Source organism: Clostridium massiliamazoniense, from assembly GCF_001403635.1.
GTDB classification, from domain to species: domain Bacteria; phylum Bacillota; class Clostridia; order Clostridiales; family Clostridiaceae; genus Sarcina; species Sarcina massiliamazoniense.
Window position 1 is genome coordinate 760,904 of the sequence record NZ_LN879468.1, and the last position, 22,907, is coordinate 783,810.

The 22,907-nt window shown below is 27.0% G+C and carries 23 protein-coding genes and 1 other annotated feature; of the genes, 8 read left to right on the forward strand and 15 right to left on the reverse strand.

Annotation, left to right across the window (positions count from 1 at the left end):
- Positions 1-6: 6 nt before the first annotated feature.
- The gene (locus ARA19_RS10485; protein WP_055070917.1) at positions 7-1,380 is read left to right on the forward strand and encodes an MATE family efflux transporter; all 1,374 of its coding nucleotides are present in this window, start codon (positions 7-9) and stop codon (positions 1,378-1,380) included.
- A gap of 28 nt (positions 1,381-1,408) precedes the next feature.
- Here ARA19_RS10485 and gltX read toward each other — a convergent pair whose 3' ends face one another.
- From gltX to trmB, 3 genes are all read right to left on the reverse strand, one after another.
- Positions 1,409-3,067 carry a glutamate--tRNA ligase gene (gene gltX / locus ARA19_RS10490; RefSeq protein ID WP_055070918.1) on the reverse strand — a complete coding sequence of 553 codons (1,659 nt, stop codon included), beginning with the start codon at positions 3,065-3,067 and terminating at the stop codon, positions 1,409-1,411.
- Between the two features lie 111 nt (positions 3,068-3,178).
- Positions 3,179-3,414, reverse strand: a binding site (T-box leader).
- Between the two features lie 217 nt (positions 3,415-3,631).
- Positions 3,632-4,009: a CoA-binding protein gene (locus ARA19_RS10495; RefSeq protein ID WP_055070919.1), complete on the reverse strand. Its 378-nt coding sequence runs from the start codon at positions 4,007-4,009 to the stop codon at positions 3,632-3,634.
- 159 nt (positions 4,010-4,168) lie between these two features.
- Positions 4,169-4,828 (reverse strand): tRNA (guanosine(46)-N7)-methyltransferase TrmB, encoded by a 660-nt coding sequence (trmB, locus tag ARA19_RS10500; RefSeq protein WP_055070920.1) that lies wholly within the window; start codon positions 4,826-4,828, stop codon positions 4,169-4,171.
- Positions 4,829-4,975: 147 nt separating this feature from the next.
- Here trmB and ARA19_RS10505 point away from each other — a divergent pair, with 147 nt between their 5' ends.
- Positions 4,976-5,458 (forward strand): cupin domain-containing protein, encoded by a 483-nt coding sequence (locus tag ARA19_RS10505; RefSeq protein WP_055070921.1) that lies wholly within the window; start codon positions 4,976-4,978, stop codon positions 5,456-5,458.
- Between the two features lie 5 nt (positions 5,459-5,463).
- On the forward strand, positions 5,464-7,449 hold the full coding sequence (locus tag ARA19_RS10510) for an FUSC family protein (RefSeq protein ID WP_055070922.1): 1,986 nt from the start codon (positions 5,464-5,466) through the stop codon (positions 7,447-7,449).
- 29 nt (positions 7,450-7,478) lie between these two features.
- Here ARA19_RS10510 and ARA19_RS10515 read toward each other — a convergent pair whose 3' ends face one another.
- Positions 7,479-7,631 (reverse strand): zinc-ribbon domain-containing protein, encoded by a 153-nt coding sequence (locus ARA19_RS10515; protein WP_055070923.1) that lies wholly within the window; start codon positions 7,629-7,631, stop codon positions 7,479-7,481.
- 449 nt (positions 7,632-8,080) lie between these two features.
- On the opposite strand from ARA19_RS10515, the gene ARA19_RS10520 reads away from it, so the two are divergent.
- On the forward strand, positions 8,081-9,157 hold the full coding sequence (locus ARA19_RS10520) for a pyridoxal phosphate-dependent aminotransferase (protein WP_055070924.1): 1,077 nt from the start codon (positions 8,081-8,083) through the stop codon (positions 9,155-9,157).
- A gap of 40 nt (positions 9,158-9,197) precedes the next feature.
- Here the strand turns inward: ARA19_RS10520 and ARA19_RS10525 are convergent, their stop codons facing one another.
- The 7 genes from ARA19_RS10525 to ARA19_RS10555 form a co-directional block, all read right to left on the reverse strand.
- Positions 9,198-10,025, reverse strand: a complete 828-nt coding sequence (locus ARA19_RS10525) for a hypothetical protein (protein ID WP_055070925.1) — start codon at positions 10,023-10,025, stop codon at positions 9,198-9,200.
- A gap of 113 nt (positions 10,026-10,138) precedes the next feature.
- Positions 10,139-11,200, reverse strand: coding sequence for a calcium/proton exchanger (gene cax / locus ARA19_RS10530; RefSeq protein WP_055070926.1), 1,062 nt, complete (start codon positions 11,198-11,200; stop codon positions 10,139-10,141).
- A gap of 195 nt (positions 11,201-11,395) precedes the next feature.
- Entirely contained in the window at positions 11,396-11,848 is a 453-nt protein-coding gene (locus ARA19_RS10535) for a MarR family winged helix-turn-helix transcriptional regulator (RefSeq protein ID WP_055070927.1), read from the reverse strand.
- 145 nt (positions 11,849-11,993) lie between these two features.
- Complete coding sequence (gene alr / locus ARA19_RS10540) at positions 11,994-13,049, reverse strand: alanine racemase (RefSeq protein WP_055070928.1); 1,056 nt, start codon at positions 13,047-13,049, stop codon at positions 11,994-11,996.
- Between the two features lie 137 nt (positions 13,050-13,186).
- A complete protein-coding gene (locus ARA19_RS10545) occupies positions 13,187-14,044 on the reverse strand; it encodes a LysR family transcriptional regulator (RefSeq protein WP_055070929.1) in 858 nt (285 codons plus the stop codon).
- Positions 14,045-14,065: 21 nt separating this feature from the next.
- On the reverse strand, positions 14,066-15,115 hold the full coding sequence (locus ARA19_RS10550; protein WP_084764445.1) for an FAD:protein FMN transferase: 1,050 nt from the start codon (positions 15,113-15,115) through the stop codon (positions 14,066-14,068).
- A gap of 177 nt (positions 15,116-15,292) precedes the next feature.
- A complete protein-coding gene (locus tag ARA19_RS10555; RefSeq protein WP_055070931.1) occupies positions 15,293-15,781 on the reverse strand; it encodes an FMN-binding protein in 489 nt (162 codons plus the stop codon).
- A gap of 210 nt (positions 15,782-15,991) precedes the next feature.
- On the opposite strand from ARA19_RS10555, the gene ARA19_RS10560 reads away from it, so the two are divergent.
- From ARA19_RS10560 to ARA19_RS10575, 4 genes are all read left to right on the forward strand, one after another.
- A complete protein-coding gene (locus tag ARA19_RS10560) occupies positions 15,992-16,387 on the forward strand; it encodes a NusG domain II-containing protein (protein WP_084764452.1) in 396 nt (131 codons plus the stop codon).
- A gap of 7 nt (positions 16,388-16,394) precedes the next feature.
- Positions 16,395-16,931: a Gx transporter family protein gene (locus ARA19_RS10565; RefSeq protein ID WP_055070932.1), complete on the forward strand. Its 537-nt coding sequence runs from the start codon at positions 16,395-16,397 to the stop codon at positions 16,929-16,931.
- Between the two features lie 68 nt (positions 16,932-16,999).
- On the forward strand, positions 17,000-17,311 hold the full coding sequence (locus ARA19_RS10570; RefSeq protein ID WP_055070933.1) for a YbjQ family protein: 312 nt from the start codon (positions 17,000-17,002) through the stop codon (positions 17,309-17,311).
- Between the two features lie 99 nt (positions 17,312-17,410).
- Positions 17,411-17,725 carry a YbjQ family protein gene (locus ARA19_RS10575; RefSeq protein ID WP_055070934.1) on the forward strand — a complete coding sequence of 105 codons (315 nt, stop codon included), beginning with the start codon at positions 17,411-17,413 and terminating at the stop codon, positions 17,723-17,725.
- A 302-nt stretch (positions 17,726-18,027) separates the two neighbouring features.
- Here ARA19_RS10575 and ARA19_RS10580 read toward each other — a convergent pair whose 3' ends face one another.
- The 4 genes from ARA19_RS10580 to pyrE all read right to left on the reverse strand — a co-directional run bounded on the left by ARA19_RS10580 (position 18,028) and on the right by pyrE (position 22,891).
- The gene (locus ARA19_RS10580; RefSeq protein WP_055070935.1) at positions 18,028-18,519 is read right to left on the reverse strand and encodes a GNAT family N-acetyltransferase; all 492 of its coding nucleotides are present in this window, start codon (positions 18,517-18,519) and stop codon (positions 18,028-18,030) included.
- 256 nt (positions 18,520-18,775) lie between these two features.
- Positions 18,776-19,483 carry a pyruvate formate-lyase-activating protein gene (gene pflA / locus ARA19_RS10585; protein ID WP_055070936.1) on the reverse strand — a complete coding sequence of 236 codons (708 nt, stop codon included), beginning with the start codon at positions 19,481-19,483 and terminating at the stop codon, positions 18,776-18,778.
- Positions 19,484-19,590: 107 nt separating this feature from the next.
- A complete protein-coding gene (gene pflB / locus ARA19_RS10590; RefSeq protein ID WP_055070937.1) occupies positions 19,591-21,816 on the reverse strand; it encodes a formate C-acetyltransferase in 2,226 nt (741 codons plus the stop codon).
- A gap of 508 nt (positions 21,817-22,324) precedes the next feature.
- Positions 22,325-22,891 (reverse strand): orotate phosphoribosyltransferase, encoded by a 567-nt coding sequence (pyrE, locus tag ARA19_RS10595; RefSeq protein WP_423230606.1) that lies wholly within the window; start codon positions 22,889-22,891, stop codon positions 22,325-22,327.
- Positions 22,892-22,907 lie beyond the last annotated feature (16 nt).

Genomic DNA, 22,907 nt, shown 5'->3' on the forward strand with positions numbered 1-22,907 from the left:
AAAAATATGAGTAAAAGAGAATTTTTATTATCGTCAGAAAAAGTCCCTAAATCTATTTTATATCTAGGTATACCTACTATTCTGACTTCAATGACAAATGTACTATATAATATAATAGATACTATTTTTATAGGAAGATATGTTGGGTACATAGGTATTACTGCTCTTGCCATATATCTTCCTATTCAAATGTTTATATCTGCTTTGACTTTACTATTTTCTTCAGGAACTGGTTCACTTATATCAAGAAGCCTAGGTAAAAAAGATTATGAAAAAGCAAATAAAATCTCATCTAATCTTTTAGCCACCATATTTTTAATTTCTATAATAATATTTGTCTTAGGCTTTAGTTTTACTAAATACATAGTTCAAATTTTTGGAGCTAAAGGAATAGTTATTCCCTATGCAGTAGACTATGCTAGACCAATGTTTATAGGTACCTTAGTTTCTCCACTTTGTGTTGCTTCTAACAACATCATTAGGGCTGAAGGAAACACTAAATATAATATGAATGGAGTTATTATTAGTCTTATTGTAAATATAATATTAGACTACTTCTTTATAGCTGTATTAGGACTTGGTATTGCTGGTTCTGCTTATGCAACTGTTCTTGCTAAGCTTAGTAACTTTATATATATACTTTATTATTTCAAATTTAAATCATTTATAAAAATTAAAATTAAAGATTTAAAAATCAGTATAGCAATAATTAAAGAAATTCTTCCTGTAGGACTTTCAACTTTTGCTAATAAAATCGCTGCTAGCTTTGGAATGGTCTTTTTAAACCATGCATTATTCTTCTATGGTGGTAATGATGCTATAGCAGTCTATGGAATAATCTATAGACTTACTTCATTTATTCAACTTTCAACTGGAGGTCTTGCAAAGGGTATTCAACCTCTTGTAGGTTTTAATTTTGGAGCCAAAAACTTTAAAAGAATAAAAGAAACTTTAATCTTCAGTTCAATATTTGGTTTAATATTAGCTTCTACATTAACTATAATAATGTTTGTATTTTCAAAACCTTTAATTGAAATTTTCACTACTAACACAGTCTTAATTACTAGTGCTAGTAAAGCTTTAAAAATTTCAATAATATTCTCCCCTATATTAGGTTTGTATTTTATATCAATGAGCTTTTACCGTGCTATAGGAAGAGCAAAAGAAGCTTTTATTTTATCATTATTTAGAAGAGTTATTTTCTTTATTCCATTAATCTTAATATTACCATTAACGGATAATCTAAAATTAACAGGGTTATGGCTTGTACTTCCTTTATCCAATCTTTTATCAGTTATCTTTGCCACAGGCTTTTTAATACATTATCTGAAAACTTCTTCAATGTTTTCACTTAAAGAAAACAGAGCTATATCTAAATAAGATACAGCTCTGTTTTTTTAGAAAAATATTATAAGCTTAAAAATTTATTAAATCTTTCTCTTACTTTTTTTTCACCTAAGATTTGCATTATTGTATATAAATCTGGTGTATTTGTTCTGTGTGTTAAGGCAGTTCTTACTGCTCCAGCAACATCTGATACCATTCCTTTGAACTCTTCAGGATTTGCTTTAAATTTCTTTCTATCTGTTGCATAACCAAGTTCTACTGCAACTTCTTTTAAATCATCAAACCATTTAATATTATCAGTATTGAAATCGTAAGCCTTTGCATAAGCTTCTATTATTCTCTTAGCTTCTGCTAAATCCATATTTTTTGGTAGCTCAACATTTTCTACTGTTTCTTCATAGAATAATTCATCAAAGAAGAAGAAGATTTTTTCCTTAACTTCGCTCCATTTACCAAAGTCTTTTCTTGGTTTTGCTATTTCTCTATCTATATTAAATAGATTTTTTGAAAATTCTTCATCAGCTGATATTAGCTTAAACATATCTTCATCATATTCTTTAGCCCAAGCTGAATAAAGGTCATAAACCTCAACTGCTGACATTTTTGAAATTACATCTTTACTTACATCATGTAATTTAACTAAATCAAATAAAGCTCCACTTTTGCTCATTTTATTTAATTCAACTTTATATTCATGATAGTCAGTTTTAGGGTTAGCAGCTCTCCAATCTTCAAATGCTGAGTTTATTATGTTTAATAAGTACTCAATAACTGATACTGAAGGATAACCTTGCTCTCTGTAATAACTTACTGCACTTTCTGGATCTTTTCTCTTTGAAAGTTTTCTCTTTGATCCTCCATCTACCTTCATAACTGATGGCATATGTGCATATTTAGGTGCTTTAAGACCAAGAACTCTAAATAATTGAAGGTGTATTGGAAGAGATGCAAGCCATTCTTCTCCTCTTGTTACATGAGTTGTTCCCATTAATGAATCATCAATAACGTGAGCAAAATGATAAGTTGGAAGACCATCGCCTTTTATTATAACTACGTCTTGAATATTTTCTGGGAATGAAACTTCACCCTTAACTAAATCTTTAGTTACAGTTCTTTTATTTTCATCTCCAGGTGATTTTAATCTTATTATATATTCATCTCCAGCTTCTATTTTCTTAATAGCTTCTGCTGGATTTAAATCTCTATACTTAGCAAACTCTCCATAACATCCTGGTGTAAGTTTTTCTGCTATTTGCTTTTCTCTTAATTCATTTAATTCCTCTGCTGTCATAAAGCAAGGATAAGCTAATCCTTTTTTAATTAAATCTTTAACAAAAGCTCTGTATATATCAGCTCTTTCACTTTGTTTGTATGGGCCATATTCACCTTTTTCAGTAGTTTCTCCCGTTATACCCTCATCAAAATCCATGCCAAATGTATGCATTGTTTTTAATGTATCATCAATAGCTCCTGAAACTTCTCTTTTTTGGTCTGTATCTTCTATTCTTAAGTAAAATACACCTTCACTTTGATGGGCTAATCTTTCACTTACTAATGATGAAAATACTCCACCTATATGTTGGAATCCTGTTGGACTTGGTGCATATCTAGTAACCTTAGCCCCTTCTTTTAATTCTCTTTTCTTAAATTTTTCTAAGTAATATTCTGGTGTTTTATCAATATTAGGGAATATTAATTCTGCTAATTTTTCAAAACTCATTTTTTCACATTCCTTTTCTTTTAGTTTTGCTGTCTTTTCAGTTGACAGAGAACAATTAACTTTAAAATTAACTCTTCTATATTAACTGAAAAAAAACCTCTCATCCTAAAAAAATAGGACGAAAGGATTAATATCTTCTCGCGTTACCACCTAAATTAACAAATCACTTTGTAATTTGTTCACTCATTAACTTCTTAAGGGAAGTACCCATAAACTTACTTCATACTGGTTTTCAGTTTATTGCTCCAAAGCTTCCTTCCATTAAATAAATTTATTAGGCTCTCAGCTTATGCCTTACTCTCTGTGAAAATTTGATTTAATGTACTCTTCTTTTTCATTGCATATTTATTAAGTTATATCTTTATTATAGATATTTAGTCCTCTATTGTAAATATTTATTTTCCCAATTCATAGATTTTTTCTAGCATTAACTTCCTTCTTTTCATTTTAAATATACTTCTTCTTCTTCTCCTACTGTGTAATAGCATATCTTTTCTCCTTCACTTTAAACTATCATCCATAATATGCTTTTACTTTTAATAATGTTCTCTATGAATTTTATAATTAAAGAACTAATTTACTCAATTCCACTAATGCACATCCATCTAAAGTTCTTATATTATTTTCTTTGCAATAATTACTAATAGCCTCACTTCCTGCTCCTGGTTGTATTAAAACATTTTTTATTTCAAGGTCTTTTGCTTCTTTTAAATACTTTAAACCGTCTACAGGATTTATACATAAATCTATAGCTTCTATTTTAAAAGGAACTTCCTGAAGTGTTTTATAAATTCCCTCTCCCCCTTTTGGATGAACTCCCCCTACAGTGTATCCACTAATCTTAAATTTATCATATATTCTCTTTGCATACTTATTTTCATTGCTAACATCACCAATTACTACCCACTTATTAAAATTTGTAATTAAATCACTAGGTGTCATTAAATCTTTCTCCTTTCTTTTCAATGTTAAATATATTATTTTCTAATTACAAAAAACTTATGTAGTTTAAGGTCAATTATTTTTAATTTATGTACACAAAAAAAATCACATGAAAAATATATTTTCTAGGCTAAATATATTTATCCGTGATTTTTTCTATTAATTTTTAGCTATTAAGAATTTAATTTTTACTCCTTTTGAAGAGAACATTTCTTCATGTTCTGTTACTATATTACCTTCAAAATCACTATTATGAAGATCTCTTGTTATATATGTTATTTCAAAACCTGCTTCTTTAAAATATTCTATAGATTCTTCAAAAAGTTCATCATCATCTGTTTTAAATCTAATTTCTCCACCCTTTTTTAAGAATGTCTTATAATTATTTAATTGTCTTGTATGAGTTAATCTTCTCTTATTATGTCTATCTTTAGGCCACGGATTACAGAAGTTTATGTATATTCTATCAATTACATCTCCATCCCCAAAGGCCTCTGTTATTAAATTTATTTCCTGTGCCATTATTTTAACATTGTCTATAGTATTTATTCCAGCTTCTTCAAAAACCTTTTCTATATTTCTTTTAGCTAAAACAATAACTTCATCTTTTATATCAATTGAAAGATAATTAACATCTTGATTTCTTGAAGCTAACATTGCCATAAATGTTCCCTTTCCTCCACCAAGTTCTAAATGAAGTTCTCTATCAGGATTTTTAAATAAAGTTTTCCACTTACCTTTATTTTCTTTTGGATTTATTACGAAAAAGTCACAACTTTCTAACTCTGGTCTAGCCCAAGGCTTTTTTCTCAATCTCATATTATTTTTATCACTCCATAATCGTTTATTCAGCATTATTATACAGATTTCTAATCTTTCTATCAACTTTATTGAAAATATTTCTTTTCTTATATATAATTAGTCTAAGTTAACTATACTAAAAAAACAAAAGAAAGGATTTTTTATATGAAAAACGCAGATTACTTTATAAATAAACTCGAAATGCTTCCTCATGTAGAAGGTGGTTTCTATAAAGAAATTATTTCTTCTGAGGAATCTATTACAACATCTGATAATAAAGAAAAAAAACTTTTTAGTAGTATCTACTTTCTTTTAAGAACAGGAGAGGTTTCCCATTTTCACCAGCTTACAGCAGATGAAATGTGGTATTATCATGCAGGTTCAGCACTTACTATTTACATGATATCTCCATCTGGAGAACTTATAACTAAAAATCTTGGATTGGATATAGAAAAAGGAGAAGCTCCTCAAATTTTAGTTCCTAAGGGGTATATATTTGGTAGTGCTATGATCAATGAAGATTTTTCTTTAGTTGGATGTATGGTGGCACCTGCCTTTACCTTTGATGATTTTAAATTATTCTCTCAAAAAGACTTACTAAAAGAATATCCTGAACATAAGGATATAATTTTAAAGCTTAGTAAGTAATTAATATGATTATATTTGATAATAAAATTGATAAAAAAACCTTTATATCTAAAAGCATTATATATATATTAGCTATAACAACCTTCTTTGCTTTTTGGGACTTTTTAGGTGCAGATAATGCTTTTGTTGGTGTTGCTATTGTTCATGGAGCTACTATGCTCTTTGATACTGACTTAACAGTAAATCCATTTAAAAATATAGCTAAGTTTTTTGTTATATATCTTTATATAGGTATTTTCCCATTTTTAGCATCACTTAATATTTATATAGGATTTTTCATAAACTTTTTTGCTTTATTTTTTATTACTTATTCTCTAGTTTATGACTTAAAAAAATCAATTTGGGCGCCATTTGTTCTTGGTTATTTATTTTTATTAATTAATCCTATACCAGTAACAGCTTTACCAAAAAGATTATTAGGTCTTTCCTTAGGTTCATTATTTCTTGTTCTTACCCAATTAATAATAAATAAAAATAAATCACAAAATAAGCTAAGAAAAACTTTAAAACTTTTGGTAGGAGACGTTTCTAATAAAATTAATTTATTAATTGAAAATGAAAAACTAGATAAAAGTGATTCTAAGGTAAGCACCTATATAGAAACTATTGTTAATACTATCAACGAGAGAAAATCAACTGATTTATGCATAAGCAATATTGATAATATTAGACTTAACTTCTCTCTTTATATTGAAAGGCTAAACTACTCTCTTTATGATCTTGAACATAATTTAGATGATGACTTGTATAGAGCATTTTTATTAGACTTATCATTATTATTACAAGATTTACTTTCATTTATAGAAGATGATAAAGCTGATGAAAAACTAATATTAGAAATTGAATTATTTACTTCTAGTTACCAAAAATTATTAAATTATAATTATTCCGCTTTTGAAATAATTCAAAATATGGCTATGCTAAAATTTTCTATAAAAAACTTTAATGATTCAAAAATTAAAGATAAAAGTTTACTTAATTTAAATACTTATCTTAGTTTACCAAAGAAATTAAAGTTTAAAAATATGTTTAAACTTAATTTTACTACAACTTCATTAAGATTTACTTATGCTTTTAGGCTTTCATTTTTAATATCAGTTTCTTGTTTTGTTGTTGGGTTCTTTAAAATTCCATTTGGAAATTGGATAACTATAACACTATATGCAGTTGTTCAACCCTATGCTGAAAATTCTAGAGAAAGATTTACACAAAGATTTATTGGAACTGTTGGAGGTATAGCGCTGTTTGTTGTAATAACATTAGCCTTCCATTCTCCTTATATTAAAATTATTTTATTCTTAGCACTTTATTACATATATATGTTCTTAAAAGATTATGATAAAAAAATTATCTGTATTACGGCCATAGTTCTTGGAGTGTTTTTTATGATGGGGAAAAATCCCTATGAAACTATTTTCTATAGGTTCTTATTTATGACTCTTGGAATATTCATAGGTTATTTAGGTACTAAGTATATTATGCCTTTTGATAATAAAACAGCTCTTAGAAATTTTACTAGTCAATACTATAAATTGAGCGAAGATATGCTTCGTTTAGGTCTTAATCATAAATGCGATTATGAACTTTTAGAAAAATTAAGTGATAAAATATTTATAAGTAAACTTTTAGAAGATAAAATAATCTTAAATAATAGTAATTTAGATTATAAAATTATAAATCAATTTGTTTATAATCAAAGAACTTTAAATAATAATATTTATTTTCTTTTCTTTTATCTTTATAATTTACCTAATAAAGATGAACTAATAAAAGAGTTTAAAAGTAAATTAAAGTTTATTTATAAAACTAATATAACTGAAGAATATAATGAAGAAATTTTCGTTAAAGAATTAAAAGAGAAAATTAAAACTACTTTTGATTCTTTAGAAGATCCTACTTATAAAATAATTTCTATAAATATTTATAGAATTCTTCTAAGATTTAAAATTTCAAATTCTCTAGAAAATAAAATACGTAATTCCTTAAATTAAAAAAAGCCATGCAATTGCATGGCTTATAATTATCTTCTATTTTGCTCTTTTTTAGCTTTTCTACAAGCTGGGCATCTTTTTGGCTCGTTATCGAATCCTTTTTCTTTGTAGAATTCTTGCTCTCCTACTGTAAATACGAATTCTGATCCGCAATCACAACAAACTATTTTCTTATCTTCCATTATAAATTACCTCCTTGTTAAAGATTATAGGATTCAATAAATTCTCTAACAATGGAGAAACTTATTTATCTTTAAAATCTTTAATCTAATATATCGCTATTTCTAGCTTAATTAAAGTATACTATAATTAAATATAATATACAACTATTTTTTAACAAATTTAAAATTATTATATTTTTCTCTTATTTTATGCTTTAATTAATATGTATACTATTTCATAAAATAGATTTAATTAAATTCTCATATCACCCTTTAAATTTTATTAATTTAACTTATAGGGTTCAATAAAAAAAATTAGTATATTTATTCAAAACAATTCAATAGCTATATAAAACTTTTCTATTTATAATAGAAAGATAAGTAGTTTAAAGTTATCTTGTGACCTGTGCCTTTTTAGAATATTACAGATACCAGTCATCAGATAAAATTATGTATAAGGAGTGATTTCTATGACAGTAAACCATGGAGCTAATATATTTGATTTAAGTAAAAATTTAGGTCTTTCTAAGGATTCCTTATTAGATTTTAGTTCTAATATTAATCCTTTTGGTGCCTCAAAGAAGGCCCAAGAAGGCTTGAAAGAAAATATTCATATGGTTTCTATGTACCCTGACCCAGAATATAAAGAATTAAAGTCATCAATTTCATCTTATTGCCAATGCAATAGTGATAATATAATCTTAGGTAGTGGTGCAACAGAACTTATATCTTCATTTATAAAAACTATATCACCTAAAAAAGCTTTACTTTTAAGCCCATCCTATTCTGAATACGAAAAAGAATTAAATAAAAATAATTGTATAACAGAAAAATTTTTTGCAAAAAAAGAAAATGAATTTGTAATAAATGTAGAAGAATTAATAAGCTCTATTAATCAATCAGCTTATGATTTAGTAATAATCTGTAATCCTAATAATCCAACTGGATTTGCTTTTACAGCTCTTCAAATAGAAGAAATTTTAAAGAATACTAATAGCTTTATTATGATAGATGAAACTTATATTGAATTTACAGACTTAAATATATTTTCATCTTCAAAATTAACAGATAAATATGAAAAACTTTTTGTTATAAGAGGTACTTCTAAATTTTTTTCCACTCCAGGAATAAGACTTGGCTATGCTCTTAGTTCTCAAAAAGATTTAAAGGATGCTATTTCTAAAAATATTGACCTTTGGAACATAAATATCTTTGCTTCAATAATGGGTGAAATTATGTTTAAAGATGTTGAATATATAAAAGATACCTATGCAAAATTAGAAAAAGAACGTGAATTTTTACTTACTAATCTAAGAAAGTTTAATTCCCTTAAAGTTTTTAATAGCTATGGTAATTTTATTCTTTGTGAAATAAAGGATCAAAGTATAAGTTCTACAGAACTTTATAATAAACTTTTATCTAAAGGTTTAATAATTAGAAACTGTTCTTCATTCCCTACTCTATCTGATTATTTCTTTAGGGTTTGTATACTTAAACCAGAACACAATATTTTACTTATAGATAATTTGAAAGAATTATTAGACTAAAAAAATCAGAGATAGCTAAATGCTACCTCTGATTTCAATTTTATTTAATTATATCTAAAATTTCGTAATCTAGTATTATTTTACTTGTATCTTCTTCTAAATATTCTATAATAGCTAAAGATAAGCTTTTATTATCTAAATTTGAATCCCCAAATACTTCCTGAGCTTTAATTATGTCATCTATAAAACCTACTATTCGCTCTTCCCCTTCTTCTGTTTCTCCTACTATTATATAAGACTTTTCTTCTTTTATTAAGGCATCTTTTCTTAATTCCTTTAATCTCTCCTTAAAGAAATTTTCTATATTATCTTTTATAATTAAATATTCTTCCTCTGTAACTGTATAAGGAATTTTTTTATTTTCATCAAATAAATCTATCTCTTTTTCTTCATCCATAACCTTAGCTAAACTTTGGAAGAATTCATATTCCATAAGCTTTTCACATTCTTTTTTACACTCTTCTGATCTACTTCTATATGAATTTAATCTCTTTTCTATTCTACATCCTCTTATTAAAGCACTTTCTATGCCAGTTAAGTTTACATCTTGATTTCTCATATATATAGAATCGTCTATGTAATCTGAAAACTTTTCTTCTGTTTCTATATCACCTAAAACCTTGTCTACAGCAACACTTCCTATAGCCTCTTTAAGCATTTGTTCTATTTTTTCTCTGCTTTCTTCTTCACTATCCTCTTCAAAAATATTATCTCCTTTAATTTTATTAGGAGCTATTACTTCTATTCTTATAGATTTTTTATTATTGCTACTACCAAAAACCTCATCTATCATTTCATTAACTTCTGTATTCTCATCAGAAAGAGATTCTTCAAATAAGCTATCTATAACTGAATTATCTATTTTCATCACTCTACCTCTTTTGACAAATTTATTATATATTTATATATTATCATAATTTTTTTATTTTAAATATATATTTTTCCTTTGTTATATGTCTAAAATCATAAAATTTAATTGTGTTAGAAGAAGAAAAACATTACAGCTAAAATAAAGTATATTCCAATTAGCACTAAACCCTCTAACCAATTTGATTCTCCATCAATAGATACCTTATTGGCAATAATTACTGCCGAAATAAGAGCTATAAGTTCAAAATTATCAAAAATTATACTCATAGGCTTAAAGAATAAACTTACGAAAACTAATATAGGTGTAACAAATAATATTATTTGTAAACTAGATCCAACAGCAATTTCCATAGATACATTCATTTTATCTTTAAGTGCCATTATAACTGCTGTACTATGTTCTGCCGCATTACCTACTATAGGTATTAAAATAAGTCCTACAAAACTTTCACTAATTCCTATAATTTTAGTCATTGGCTCTACAGCACTAACTAATATTTCACTTTCTACAGCTATAAATATAGTTACCATTATAAGAACAAGTAATGCAAGCCATAATGACCATTGTTTTTTTCCCTCTTCTATTTCTTCTATCTCTTCTGCTACGCTTTCTTCTACATAAAGATCCTTATGAGTTATCATTGAAAATACAATAGTTGCTATGTAAATCAAAAATAAAATTATAGATATTACTACACTTATTTTTTCAGTATTTACCAAAAGGTTCTTTGAAGGTAACTCTTCAAAAAATGCAGGAACTGTTATAGCTATTATAGAAAATAAAAGCATAGTAGATGTAACTTCTATAGCTTTTTTATTAAATTTCTGAGTACTAAACTTTATTCCTCCAGCTAACATACTTGCTCCTAGAACTAATAATATATTTCCTAAAACAGAACCAGCTATAGATGCCTTTACTACTGCAAAAAGCCCCTCTTTTATAGCTAAAATAGAAATAATTAATTCTGTGGCATTTCCTAAAGTAGCATTTAAAAGACCTCCTACTCTATCTCCTGTATAAACTGCAATAGCTTCTGTTGACTTCCCTATATAAGCAGCTAATGGAATTATGGCTAATGCTGATAATATAAATATCCAAATAGGTGATAAATGCATTATTTCTGCAATTATACTTATAGGTATGAATATTAGCATTATATTTAAGAATTTCATTTTTTCACAACCTCTCTAATTTACTAATTAGACTTATCTTAAAAATTCAATAATTTCTTAATTTTAATAATATAAAAATTTAAACTTATCTTCTAAATTAAGTCTCATTTTATTATTTCTATATGTGAAAAAATTTATCCTAGTAATAATAAAAAAGGGGCAAATCAAAATAATAAGATTTTGATTTACTCCCTTTTATTGAAATGAATTTAAATTTTCAAGCATAATCGCTAATGACTCTTCTAAAATCCTTATATTTTCTTTTGGTATACCTTTAAAGATTATATGTAGAAATTCGCCACTAGCTTGTTCTAAGCTCTCTATTAATTCTTTAGAATCTTCTACAATTTTTAGTCTTACTACTCGTTTATCTTTCTTATCTTTTTCTAATCTTATTATTCCTTTATTTATAAGACCATCTAAAGTTCTAGATATCATCCCTTTTGAAATTCCTGAGTATTCAACTATATTTTTTGCAGTATTATATTGGCTATTTTTTTTTAAAAACATTAATATTTCTATTTCATTTTGTGATAATCCATATTGTGAAGTACTTTCTTCTAAAAACTTTTTATAAAGTTTTTTTGCTTTTCTAAAGTTTACTATTAACTCATCCCCATCGCCTTTGTTAATGTTTTCTAAATCCATAGACATTCCTCACTAAAAAAATTGTTTCTAAATTATTATATGATAAAGATTTTTTCAAGTAAATATAATTAAATATCTTTATAGTATTTTAAAAATTTATTAAAACATTTTTATTATATATGGAAATTTTACTTCTTAAAATTAATTATTTTTCATTTGTTATATATTTGTATTCATTTAATCCATCTGATACAATAGGTGACATTTCTAGCTTGAATTTATCATCTCTATTGCATCCTGTAAAGTTTATTATTGTAACATTCATGTTAGGTTTTCCTACTATTTCTATAGGTCTTCCATTATTAAAAATAATAGGTCTTTCTTTAAATGCTCTTACTGCTGCTCTTATTACATCATAAAAGAATCCTTTTCTTATTTCTCTTGAAATACCTAACCCGTGAACATTTCCTACTGGTATTATTCCTATGGTCATATCACTTTTAGCTTTATATAAAGCTCCATATCCAATAGTTTCTCCAGCCTTCACCTTATATATACTATCTACCTTAGCATAATAATCATAAGCTTTCTTAAATCCATTATTTAATCCTATATAACCATACATGATGTTTCCAGCTCTTACTGCTGTAGTAAATCTTGCTGCTTCTCTTAATTTTGAATTTAATATACCACTTGAAGCTAAACAATGTAGATATTCTACTTTTCCTTTATATTTTTCTGTGAATTTTCTAAATAACTTTATTTGTGTTAAAGTATATTCTACATCATGACATTTATGCAGGTGAGTATATATACCTTCTATTTTTACATTACTATATTCTTTTTCTAACTTTTCAATAAATCCATCAAGCTTTTGAGGTTTTATCCCCATTCTATTCATACCTGTATCTACATATATGTGAACTCTATATTGTTTTTCCTTATTTATATAATTAAGAGCCTCTTCATTATCTAAAGTTAAAATTATATTTTCCTTTGGGCTTTTAAAAACTTCTCCCTGTGATAAAGGTGATAATAATAGTACGTCCTTTCCTATATTGCTTACACTTTCAGCATCTTTTAGTTCTCCTACAGCTAAAATATCTACATCATCTTTTATAAAATTAGCTATATTATCTCTTCCAAGTCCATAAGCATTTGCTTTTATTACACCAATTACTTTTTTATTTCCTGACAATTCTTTAACTTTGTTTATATTATGTTTTATTCTATCTACATAAACTTCGCACCAAAAACTCATAATAATCTCCTTTTCTCATTTGACCTTGACCTGTTACGCAAAATAATATATTTTGCAACTTACTTAATCTATTATACCAAAAAAAAAATTTTATTCACTATAATAATATGTTGAGTTTTGGTATTTATATTTTCTAACTATAAATCATAATTAAACTTTACTTCTATAATTTCTATTAATTTTTTTATTTTATTTTTAATGTTTATATCTATATCCTTTTTATAACTTATATAAAAATCATATGTAAAATCAAAATCATCATAATCCACTTCTATAAGTTCTCCGTCTATAAGTTCTTTCTCTATTATTAGTTTTGGTAAAAAAGCTATTACATCTTGTTCTTTTAAATAGGCTTTTATAATATTAAATGAATTAGTTTTTAATTTTATATTTTTAAAAATCCCTTTATTAATTATACTTTCTGTAATTTGCTCATCATCATAAAGAACCACAGGATAATCTTTTATTTTATTTTTATTTATATTTTTTCTAGAAACTATTATAAACTTATCACTTCCTAGAATCTTTGAATGTAAATCCTTATCATTTATAAGATTTTTCCTTATTATTACATCAAAGTTATTATTTATTAAATATGCTTGTTCATTTTTTTTACAACTACTATCTATATTTATATTGTAATCTTCAAATACCTTTGAAATTTTTGCACAGTGCTTAGCAAAAATCATGTTTAATTCTGAATTTGTAATGGCAATTTTTATTTCTTTATTTTTATTTTTCTTACTTTCTATTTCTTCTATTAAGTTTCCATGATAATTTAATATATCCTTTGAAAACCTAAATAACATTTCACCATATTCAGTTAAATTAACCCCTTTGTTACTTCTTTCAAATAACTTAACTCCTAATTCTAGCTCTAACTTTGAAAGTTGATTGCTTAAAGCAGGCTGAGAAATATGTGATTTATCTGCTACTTTAGATATACTTTTTAACATAGCTACTTCTGAAAAATATCTTAAACTTTCTATATTCAATCTATTCTATCCCCTTTAAAATTAATTAGCTAAAACAAAATCTGTATTAATAATTTTAAAATTATCTTTTATTCCTTCAGTTAGATAAACTTTCTTTTCCTTACTTATGAATATGGCTTCCACATCCTTAAGCTCTTTTAAAAATTCAAGACCTTCCTCTATGCCCTTTGTAAATATTAAGGTTGAAAGTGCATCACCATCTATAGATTTATCTGTTATTAAAGTAACTCCAGCTATTTCACTTTCATATGGATATCCTGTTTTAGGATTTAAAATATGATGATATTTTTTACCATCCTGTTCTATGTATCTTTCATAAATTCCACTTGTTACTACTGATTTATCCTTTATGTCTATAGTCCCTACAACATCCCCTCTATCTTCAAAAGGATTTTGAACCCCTATTTTCCAAGGCTTGTTTTCTTCTTTTTCTCCTAAAGCATAGATATTTCCACCTAAATCAATTATAGCTTTATTAACCTTTTTACTTTTTAATATTTTTACTACTTCATCAGCAGTATAACCTTTAGCTATGCTCCCTAAATCTAGCTTCATTCCTTTTTCTTCTAAATAAACTTCTTTACTTTCCTTATTTAATTTAACCTTATTATAATCTATTTTTTCCACTGCCTCCTTTATTTCATTATCTGAAGGAACCTTAGCTTCTGGTAGTCCTATACTCCATAATTTCACAAGTGGCCCGATAGTTAAATCATAACCCCCCTTAGACTTTTTAGAATAATCTAAAGCTTTTTCAATAATTTCAAAGCTTTCATCACTAACCTTAACTGGCTTTATCCCTGCATTATCATTTATTTCATCAAGTTCTGTTTCTGTTTTATTTATACTTACTAAATCTTCTATCTCCCTAATTCGCTTAAAAACTTCATTCATAATCTTCTCATCATTATTATCATAAATACTCACTTTTACCACAGTTCCCATAACCAACTCCGTTTTTGATAAAGTATTATCTTTTTTTGAGTCCTCTTTTTTACTACACCCACCAATAAGAGTTAAAAGGAAAAGAGGCAAAATTAAAACACTTAGTATTTTTGCTTTTTTATTCATCATTTCTCCTTTATTAAACTTTAAATCAAAATTTATCCAAGATGATTATATAATAATTTTATTGACTTTCTATGAATTTCTTCATTTATTAACAATTTTTTTATTCTTTTTACCAAAAAAAGAGTCGCTTTCGCAACTCTTTTTATTCTACTTAAATTTTAGAATCTATTTAAATTCTTATTCAACTAAAGCTATATCAGTTTTACCTTCTTTAGCGTTATTTATTGCTTCAGCAGCTAATTTTTTAGCTAAAGTACTTGAGCTTGTAGCATTTGTAACACCATCTATTTCAGCGCTTTGCTTCTCAACAATTTGCTTTTCTAAAGTTTGTTCAAATTCTGCTGGGCTTGTACCAACTTTTTCTTTCATAGACTTATTATATTCTTCATTATCTCTTTTATTTTCTTTCTTTTCTGCATTGAATTCATTGTAATCAACGTTTGTTATTTTTCCTTCACTATCAACTTTAACTACTATTTTAGCCTTATTTCCTCTATCATCAGCATTTTTAGTTTCAGCTTCATAAGTTCCTTCTTTTAATTTTGCTTCTTGCTCTTCAGCAGGCTTACTAGTTGGTTGTTCAGCTTCTTTTTTCTCTCCCCCACAAGATACTAATGAAAATGCCATTAGTGATGCACATACTGTAGCTATTAATTTCTTTTTCATAAATTTTCCCCTTTCAATAAAAAGCATTATATTTCTTCTCATAATTGGATTATACAGTCTTTTTCTTAATTCTTATCCTATTTTTTAGTTATACAGCATAATATTTTTCTATAATAAAATTAATTTTTTATACATGTTCAAATTTTACCTAAAATATTATAATTATTACTGAGAAACATCTCGAAATTTGTATTTTTGGAGAATTTTGTTATGAAAATTTTAAGGAAGTGTGACATTTTATTAATATTACTATTGATCCTTATATCTTTTTTACCTTATTTTCTATTTTTAAATCATATAAATAAAAATTATAATTCTACCTATGCTGAAATAAAAGTTGATGGTAAACTGTATAAAAATGTCCCTTTATCATCTAATAGTGGTACTAGTAGTTTTATAATAAAGACAATCCATGGTAATAATAAAATATCCATAGAGGATAATTCAATTGCTATTTCTGAAGCTGATTGTTTAGATTCTCTTTGCATTAAGCAAGGCCCTATAAGTAAAGTTGGAGAAACTATAATTTGTTTACCTCATAAGGTTGTTATAGAAATAAAAGGGGAGGAAAGTGATAATACAGATGACATAATATTATCACATTAATGTATATATGAAAAAAAACACTACAAAATTAGTATATATGAGTTTGCTTGTTTCTATGGCTTTAATTTTATCAATTTTTGAATCTATGATTCCAGTACCATTTATAACACCTGGTGCAAAACTTGGACTTGCTAATCTAGTAATAATGATTTCTATTTATAGCTTACCTAGATATAGAGATTCTTTTATAGTTTTATTTTTAAGACTCTTTTTATCTACTTTATTCGGCGGTAGCTTTTCCATGTTAATTTATAGTGCCTCTGGTGGAATACTTAGCTTTATTATAATTGTTTTATTAAAAAAATTCTTTAATAATTATTTATCCATTATAGGTATTAGCGCAGCTGGAGCTGTTTTTCATAACATTGGACAATTATTAGCTGCTGCTCTTATTCTTGAAAATTTCGGAGTTATTTTGTATCTTCCTTTCCTTTCTCTAGCAGGAATAGTTACTGGTATCTTCGTTGGTATAACAGCAAATTATATACTAAATCATTTAAATAAAATACCAAATTTGAAAAAGAACCTATTCATTTATAAATAAAATAGAATAAATTTAATTTATCCCAATATAAATTTAGTGTATATAAATTTTATATTGGGGTGTTTTTTTTGATTATTTTAACTACACCAAATTATCCTGGTAAAGAAATTAAAGAAGTTAAAGGCTTAGTTTCTGGAAGTACAATTCAATGTAAAAACTTTGGTCGTGATATTGGTTCTGCTTTTAAAAACTTAGTTGGTGGTGAAATGATAGCTTATAAAGAAATGTTAGATAAATCTAAAGAAGTAGCTATGGAAAGAATGTCAAAAGAAGCCGAAGCTCTTGGAGCTAATGCTATTATTTCTTTTAATCTCTCTACATCTTCCATTATCCAAGGAGCTGCTGAAATAATCGCTTATGGTACTGCAGTAATAGTATAAAATTAAAAATTTGCAATTTATTAATAAGATTTAAAAGGTATTTCTCATATTTAATCGAATATACTCTATATACTAACTCTAAGGGGGTTTTACAAAAAAATGATTATATTAACTACACCAAATTATCCGGGGAAAGAAATCAAAGAAGTTAAAGGACTTGTATGTGGAAATACCATCCAATGTAGAAATGTCGGTAGAGATATTGGTTCTGCTTTTAAAAATTTAGTTGGCGGTGAAATGGTAGCTTACAAAGAAATGTTAGATAGTTCTAGAAAAATAGCTATTGAAAGAATGTTAAAAGACGCTGAGGCCCTTGGTGCTAATGCTATTATAGGATTCCAACTTTCTTCTTCTGCAGTAATACAAGGAGCTGCTGAAATAATTGCTTATGGTACTGCTGTACTAGTTGAATAAAGAAATAAGAGGATGTATCAAATTGCAGATACATCCTCTCTGCCTTTTATCTAGCTATATAGGTTCATCACTTGTGACCACTCACTTACGTAAAGAAGCTCTAATATTTTTTCTACAACAGTTTCTAAAATTTCCAAACTCACTTTATTCAAACAATGGAAATTTTTTCACGAAACTATTGTTCAAAAATAAAGAGCTTCTAGTACTAGTTTAATGGTCACAGCATTTTGCACCTATATAGCTATCTCGGCAGATGAAAAATACATTTATCTCATAGCTAGAGGCTGTAATACTCCTATCTTCTATAAAGTACGGTAATGAGGTATTATATCCTGATAACTTCCATCTTTCATTAAAAAGCCCTTAGGTATAACTCCTAACTTAGTAAAACCTAGTTTTTCATATAAATATAATGCAGGAGCATTTGCAGCGACTACTGCATTGAACTGTAATATTTTAAAACCAAGTTCTTTAGCCTTTTCTATGCAATCTTTTACTAAAGCTTCATCTATACACAGCCCCTCCTCATTTCCTTTAATAACATAATTAACATTACATATATACTTGTATTGCCCAATATTATTAGGATGTAATATATATAATCCTACAATAACATTACTTTCTTCTTCAACAGCAATTCCTGTATATGATTGATTTTCAAAAAACTTTCTCCCTGTCATTTCATCTAATGTTTCTATTTGTGGAAATACAGCTCCACTTTTAACCACTTCATTCCATATAGCAATAGCACTTTCAATATCAGAATTTACAAATTCCCTCACAATAATTTGCATTAATTTTTTCCTCCACAATTGCTTACATACTATAAGATTTAAAATAATATCTATAAAAATACAATTTTTCTTTACAATTATATATATTCCTAAGAAAATTTTCCTATAATACTCTAATTGATAATTTACATAAAAACTAAATTCCTTTAAAAAAAGAAAATAGGAATATATTAAAAATTCCTATTTTCGCAATTAGATTTTCCTTGAAATTATTAGAGCTAAAACACTATGTGAATTAGGTTTTAGTTCATAGATTTTACTTCCAAATTTCTTTCTGAAGTTCCTTTACTAGCTCCTTATTCATAGGCTCTACTCCCTCTAGCCTGTATTTCATCCCTAAGCCTTCATATTTATTTACTCCTAATACGTGATAAGGTAAAAGCTCTATTTTTTCTACATTTTTCATTTTATCTATATTATTTTTTAAATCCATCAAATATTCTTTTGAATCTGTTATTCCTGGAACAACAACTTGTCTTATCCAAAGTTTTGTATTTGCTTTTTCACAAGCCTTTAAAAATTCTAAAGACTTATTTATATCTCCTCCAACAAGTTCCTTATAATCTTTCTCCTCAATATGCTTCACATCAAACATAACTAAATCAACATATTTTAAAATTTCATCATAGTCTCCAAAACCAACCCCTGCTGTATCCAAAGTAGTATGTATATTATTTTCTTTGCATAGTTTAAGGCATTCTAATAAAAATTCAGGTTGTAAAAGAGGTTCTCCTCCTGAAAAAGTTACTCCCCCACCTGAAGCTTTAAAATAATTTTTATACTTTTTTATTTTATCTACAAGGTCACTAGCACTAATTTCTTCTCCTTTTCCACATTCCCAAGTATCAGGGTTATGACAATAAGCACAACGTAATTTACATCCTTGAGTAAATACAACAAATCTTATTCCTGGACCATCTACAAGTCCCATAGTTTCAACTGAATGAATTCTACCTTTAACCATAATTTCCCCTCCATATTTAAAAGGGGGTTGTATCAAAACTTTTGATACAACCCTCCTAACATTATTTATTCACTTTATATTTAATTTTATAATATCCAATTAAAATATTAAATACTTCCGTGGAATGTTCTACTTATTACTTCTTGTTGTTGCTTTCTAGTTAATCTAGTAAAGTTAACAGCATATCCAGATACCCTTATAGTTAAGCTTGGATACTTCTCTGGATTTTCCATAGCATCTATTAATGTTTCTCTATTGAATACATTAACGTTTAGGTGGTGTGCTCCTTGAGCAAAGTAACCATCTAATAATCCTACTAAGTTTGTTATTCTTCCTTCTTCATCTTTTCCTAATGCATCTGGAACAATTGAGAATGTATTTGATACACCATCTTCACAAACTTCATGGTATGGTATTTTAGCTACTGAGTTAAGACTTGCTAAGGCTCCACTTGCATCTCTTCCATGCATTGGGTTAGCTCCTGGTGCAAATGCTTCTCCAGCTTTTCTTCCATCTGGAGTAGATCCTGTTTTCTTACCATAAACTACGTTTGAAGTTATAGTTAATATTGATAATGTGTGCTTAGCACCTCTGTATAATGGATGTTTCTTAAGATCTTTTGAGAATCTTGTAACAACTTCTACAGCTAAATCATCAACTCTATCATCATCATTTCCGTATTTAGGGAATTCACCTTCTATTTCAAAATCTACAGCTATTCCATTTTCTCTTATTGGCTTAACTTTAGCATATTTAATTGCACTTAATGAGTCAGCTACAACTGAAAGACCAGCTATACCAAAGGCCATTAATCTTTCTACCTTTGTATCATGAAGTGCCATTTGTCCAGCTTCATAAGCATATCTATCATGCATACAGTGAATTACATTCATTGTATCAACATATATTTTAGCTACTTTATCTAAAACTTTCATATAGTTTTCTTTTACTTTATTAAAGTCTAATACTTCGTCAGTTATTGGTTCTATACCTTCAATAACTTTCTTTCCTGATTTTTCATCTATACCACCATTAATAGTGTATAATAACGCTTTAGCAAGGTTAGCTCTAGCTCCAAAGAATTGCATTTGTTTACCAACATTCATAGCTGATACACAACAAGCTATAGCATAGTCATCGCTGTACATTGGTCTCATAACTTCATCATTTTCATATTGAATTGAATCAGTTTTTATTGATACTTCAGCACAGAATTTCTTAAATCCTTCTGGTAATCTATCTGACCATAATACAGTTAAGTTTGGTTCTGGAGCTGGTCCAAGGTTTATTAATGTATGAAGATATCTAAATGAGTTCTTAGTTACTAAAGATTTACCATTTATACCCATACCACCAATTGACTCAGTTACCCAAGTAGGATCTCCAGCAAATAAATCATTATATTCAGGAGTTCTTAAATGTCTTACAAGTCTTAACTTGATTATTAATTGATCTATCATTTCTTGAGCTTCAGCTTCAGTAATTATACCTCTTTCTAAATCTCTTTCAATATATATATCTAAGAATGTTGAAGTTCTTCCAAGTGACATTGCAGCACCATTATTTTCTTTTATTGCTGCTAAGTATCCTAAATATACAGCTTGTACAGCATCCTTAGCTGTTTCAGCTGGATTACTTAAATCAACTCCATACTTAAGTCCCATTGATTTAATAGCTTGAAGTGCTCTTATTTGTTCACTAACTTCTTCTCTTGATTTAATTAACTCTTCTAGCATATCACCTTTTAAGTTATCTAAATCTTTTTTCTTTTCTTCTATTAAGAAATCTATTCCATATAAAGCAACTCTTCTATAGTCACCTATTATTCTTCCTCTACCATATGCATCTGGAAGTCCTGTTAAAAGACCTGCTGATCTTGCTGCTCTTGTTTCCTTTGTATAAGCATCAAATACCCCTTGGTTATGAGTTTTTCTATATTCATTAAAGTGAGCTTTTATTTCTGAATCTAATTCATATCCATATGCTTCTAGTGAACTTTCAACCATTCTCATTCCACCATATGGATTTACAATTCTTTTAAGTGGTGCATCTGTTTGAAGACCTACAATAACTTCATTGTCTTTATCAATGTATCCAGCTTCATAGTTATCAATTCCTGATACTCTATCTGTAGCTACATCTATTATTCCTTTTTTGATTTCTTCAACTATTAATGCTTTTGCCTTTTCCCAAACTTTATCTGTTTTTTCAGTTGTCCCTACTAAGAAATTTTTGTCCCCAGTATATTCTTTGTAGTTTTTTTGTATAAAGTTTCTTACGTCTATTCCTTCTGTCCATGAACCAGTATTAAAACCTTCCCATTGCTTGTACATAGCTAAAAGCCTCCTTTAATTTAAGAAAATTTATAAAATTAATTGTCAATTATTATCAATTAATTAATATTCTTAATTAATTTGAATTATTATTTAATTTCACTTTATCATTTAAATTATCTATTGTAAATATAGTGAACAAAATTCTTACTTTTTATTAACAATTAATTCTTATTTATTATTTTTTATTAATATTTTAATATTTTCTTTATATTTTATTGATTTATTAATTATAACATATTTTTGGTTATCTTTTACTTTTCTGAAAATTTAAACTTTTTCCTTTTTAACTTTATAGATTTTTTTAAAACTTATATTTTTAAAATAAAAAATTATATTATGAAAAGTAATATAATAATAAAAAAAAGGACTGTATCAAATCAGCATCTTAATTTATGTTGCTTTTATAAATGTGTTTTTTCATCTGCCGAGATAGCTATATAAAAGTAAAAATATTGAGGATGTATCTGTAATTTGATACATCCTCAATATTTTTACTTTATATTTTTTATTTTATATTTCTGCTACCTGGTTTTATATATGGAATTCCTTCTTTACATAAAGGACAATTTTCAGGTTCATAACTTTCTATTTCTAGTTTAACTGAACTATACATAGGATAATCTGTTACCTTTGATGTAGTTCTATCAACTATACATATTACAGCTACAACTATTCCACCTTGTTTTTCTATTACTCTTGCTGCTTCCTTAAAGCTTTTACCAGTTGTTACAACATCTTCAGTTATTATAACTCTTTGACCTTTTTCGATTGTAAATCCTCTTCTTAAAGTCATTTCTCCATTTTCTCTTTCAGTGAATATTGCTGGTTTTCCAAGTTGTCTTCCAAGCTCATAAGCAACAACAACTCCTCCCATAGCTGGTCCAACAACTAAGTCACATTCTATATTATCTTTTTCAAGCTTTTCCTTAACAATACTTAAAACCTTTTCTGCTTTATCTGGATGTTGTAATAGCTTAGCACATTGACAATATCTATTTGAATGTCTCCCTGATGATAATAAGAAATGTCCTTCTAATAATGCTCCTACTTCTTTTAATGTTTCAACTACCATATTAAATTCCTCCAAC

What these genes read in the sequence shown, in the direction of transcription:
- ARA19_RS10485 (WP_055070917.1), top strand. Translation starts at nt 7, where the DNA reads ATGAGTAAAAGAGAATTTTTATTATCGTCAGAAAAAGTCCCTAAATCT.
- gltX (WP_055070918.1), bottom strand. Translation starts at nt 3,067, where the DNA reads ATGAGTTTTGAAAAATTAGCAGAATTAATATTCCCTAATATTGATAAA.
- ARA19_RS10495 (WP_055070919.1), bottom strand. Translation starts at nt 4,009, where the DNA reads ATGACACCTAGTGATTTAATTACAAATTTTAATAAGTGGGTAGTAATT.
- trmB (WP_055070920.1), bottom strand. Translation starts at nt 4,828, where the DNA reads ATGAGATTGAGAAAAAAGCCTTGGGCTAGACCAGAGTTAGAAAGTTGT.
- ARA19_RS10505 (WP_055070921.1), top strand. Translation starts at nt 4,976, where the DNA reads ATGAAAAACGCAGATTACTTTATAAATAAACTCGAAATGCTTCCTCAT.
- ARA19_RS10510 (WP_055070922.1), top strand. Translation starts at nt 5,464, where the DNA reads ATGATTATATTTGATAATAAAATTGATAAAAAAACCTTTATATCTAAA.
- ARA19_RS10515 (WP_055070923.1), bottom strand. Translation starts at nt 7,631, where the DNA reads ATGGAAGATAAGAAAATAGTTTGTTGTGATTGCGGATCAGAATTCGTA.
- ARA19_RS10520 (WP_055070924.1), top strand. Translation starts at nt 8,081, where the DNA reads ATGACAGTAAACCATGGAGCTAATATATTTGATTTAAGTAAAAATTTA.
- ARA19_RS10525 (WP_055070925.1), bottom strand. Translation starts at nt 10,025, where the DNA reads ATGAAAATAGATAATTCAGTTATAGATAGCTTATTTGAAGAATCTCTT.
- cax (WP_055070926.1), bottom strand. Translation starts at nt 11,200, where the DNA reads ATGAAATTCTTAAATATAATGCTAATATTCATACCTATAAGTATAATT.
- ARA19_RS10535 (WP_055070927.1), bottom strand. Translation starts at nt 11,848, where the DNA reads ATGGATTTAGAAAACATTAACAAAGGCGATGGGGATGAGTTAATAGTA.
- alr (WP_055070928.1), bottom strand. Translation starts at nt 13,049, where the DNA reads ATGAGTTTTTGGTGCGAAGTTTATGTAGATAGAATAAAACATAATATA.
- ARA19_RS10550 (WP_084764445.1), bottom strand. Translation starts at nt 15,115, where the DNA reads ATGAATAAAAAAGCAAAAATACTAAGTGTTTTAATTTTGCCTCTTTTC.
- ARA19_RS10555 (WP_055070931.1), bottom strand. Translation starts at nt 15,781, where the DNA reads ATGAAAAAGAAATTAATAGCTACAGTATGTGCATCACTAATGGCATTT.
- ARA19_RS10560 (WP_084764452.1), top strand. Translation starts at nt 15,992, where the DNA reads ATGAAAATTTTAAGGAAGTGTGACATTTTATTAATATTACTATTGATC.
- ARA19_RS10565 (WP_055070932.1), top strand. Translation starts at nt 16,395, where the DNA reads ATGAAAAAAAACACTACAAAATTAGTATATATGAGTTTGCTTGTTTCT.
- ARA19_RS10575 (WP_055070934.1), top strand. Translation starts at nt 17,411, where the DNA reads ATGATTATATTAACTACACCAAATTATCCGGGGAAAGAAATCAAAGAA.
- ARA19_RS10580 (WP_055070935.1), bottom strand. Translation starts at nt 18,519, where the DNA reads ATGCAAATTATTGTGAGGGAATTTGTAAATTCTGATATTGAAAGTGCT.
- pflA (WP_055070936.1), bottom strand. Translation starts at nt 19,483, where the DNA reads ATGGTTAAAGGTAGAATTCATTCAGTTGAAACTATGGGACTTGTAGAT.
- pflB (WP_055070937.1), bottom strand. Translation starts at nt 21,816, where the DNA reads ATGTACAAGCAATGGGAAGGTTTTAATACTGGTTCATGGACAGAAGGA.
- pyrE (WP_423230606.1), bottom strand. Translation starts at nt 22,891, where the DNA reads ATGGTAGTTGAAACATTAAAAGAAGTAGGAGCATTATTAGAAGGACAT.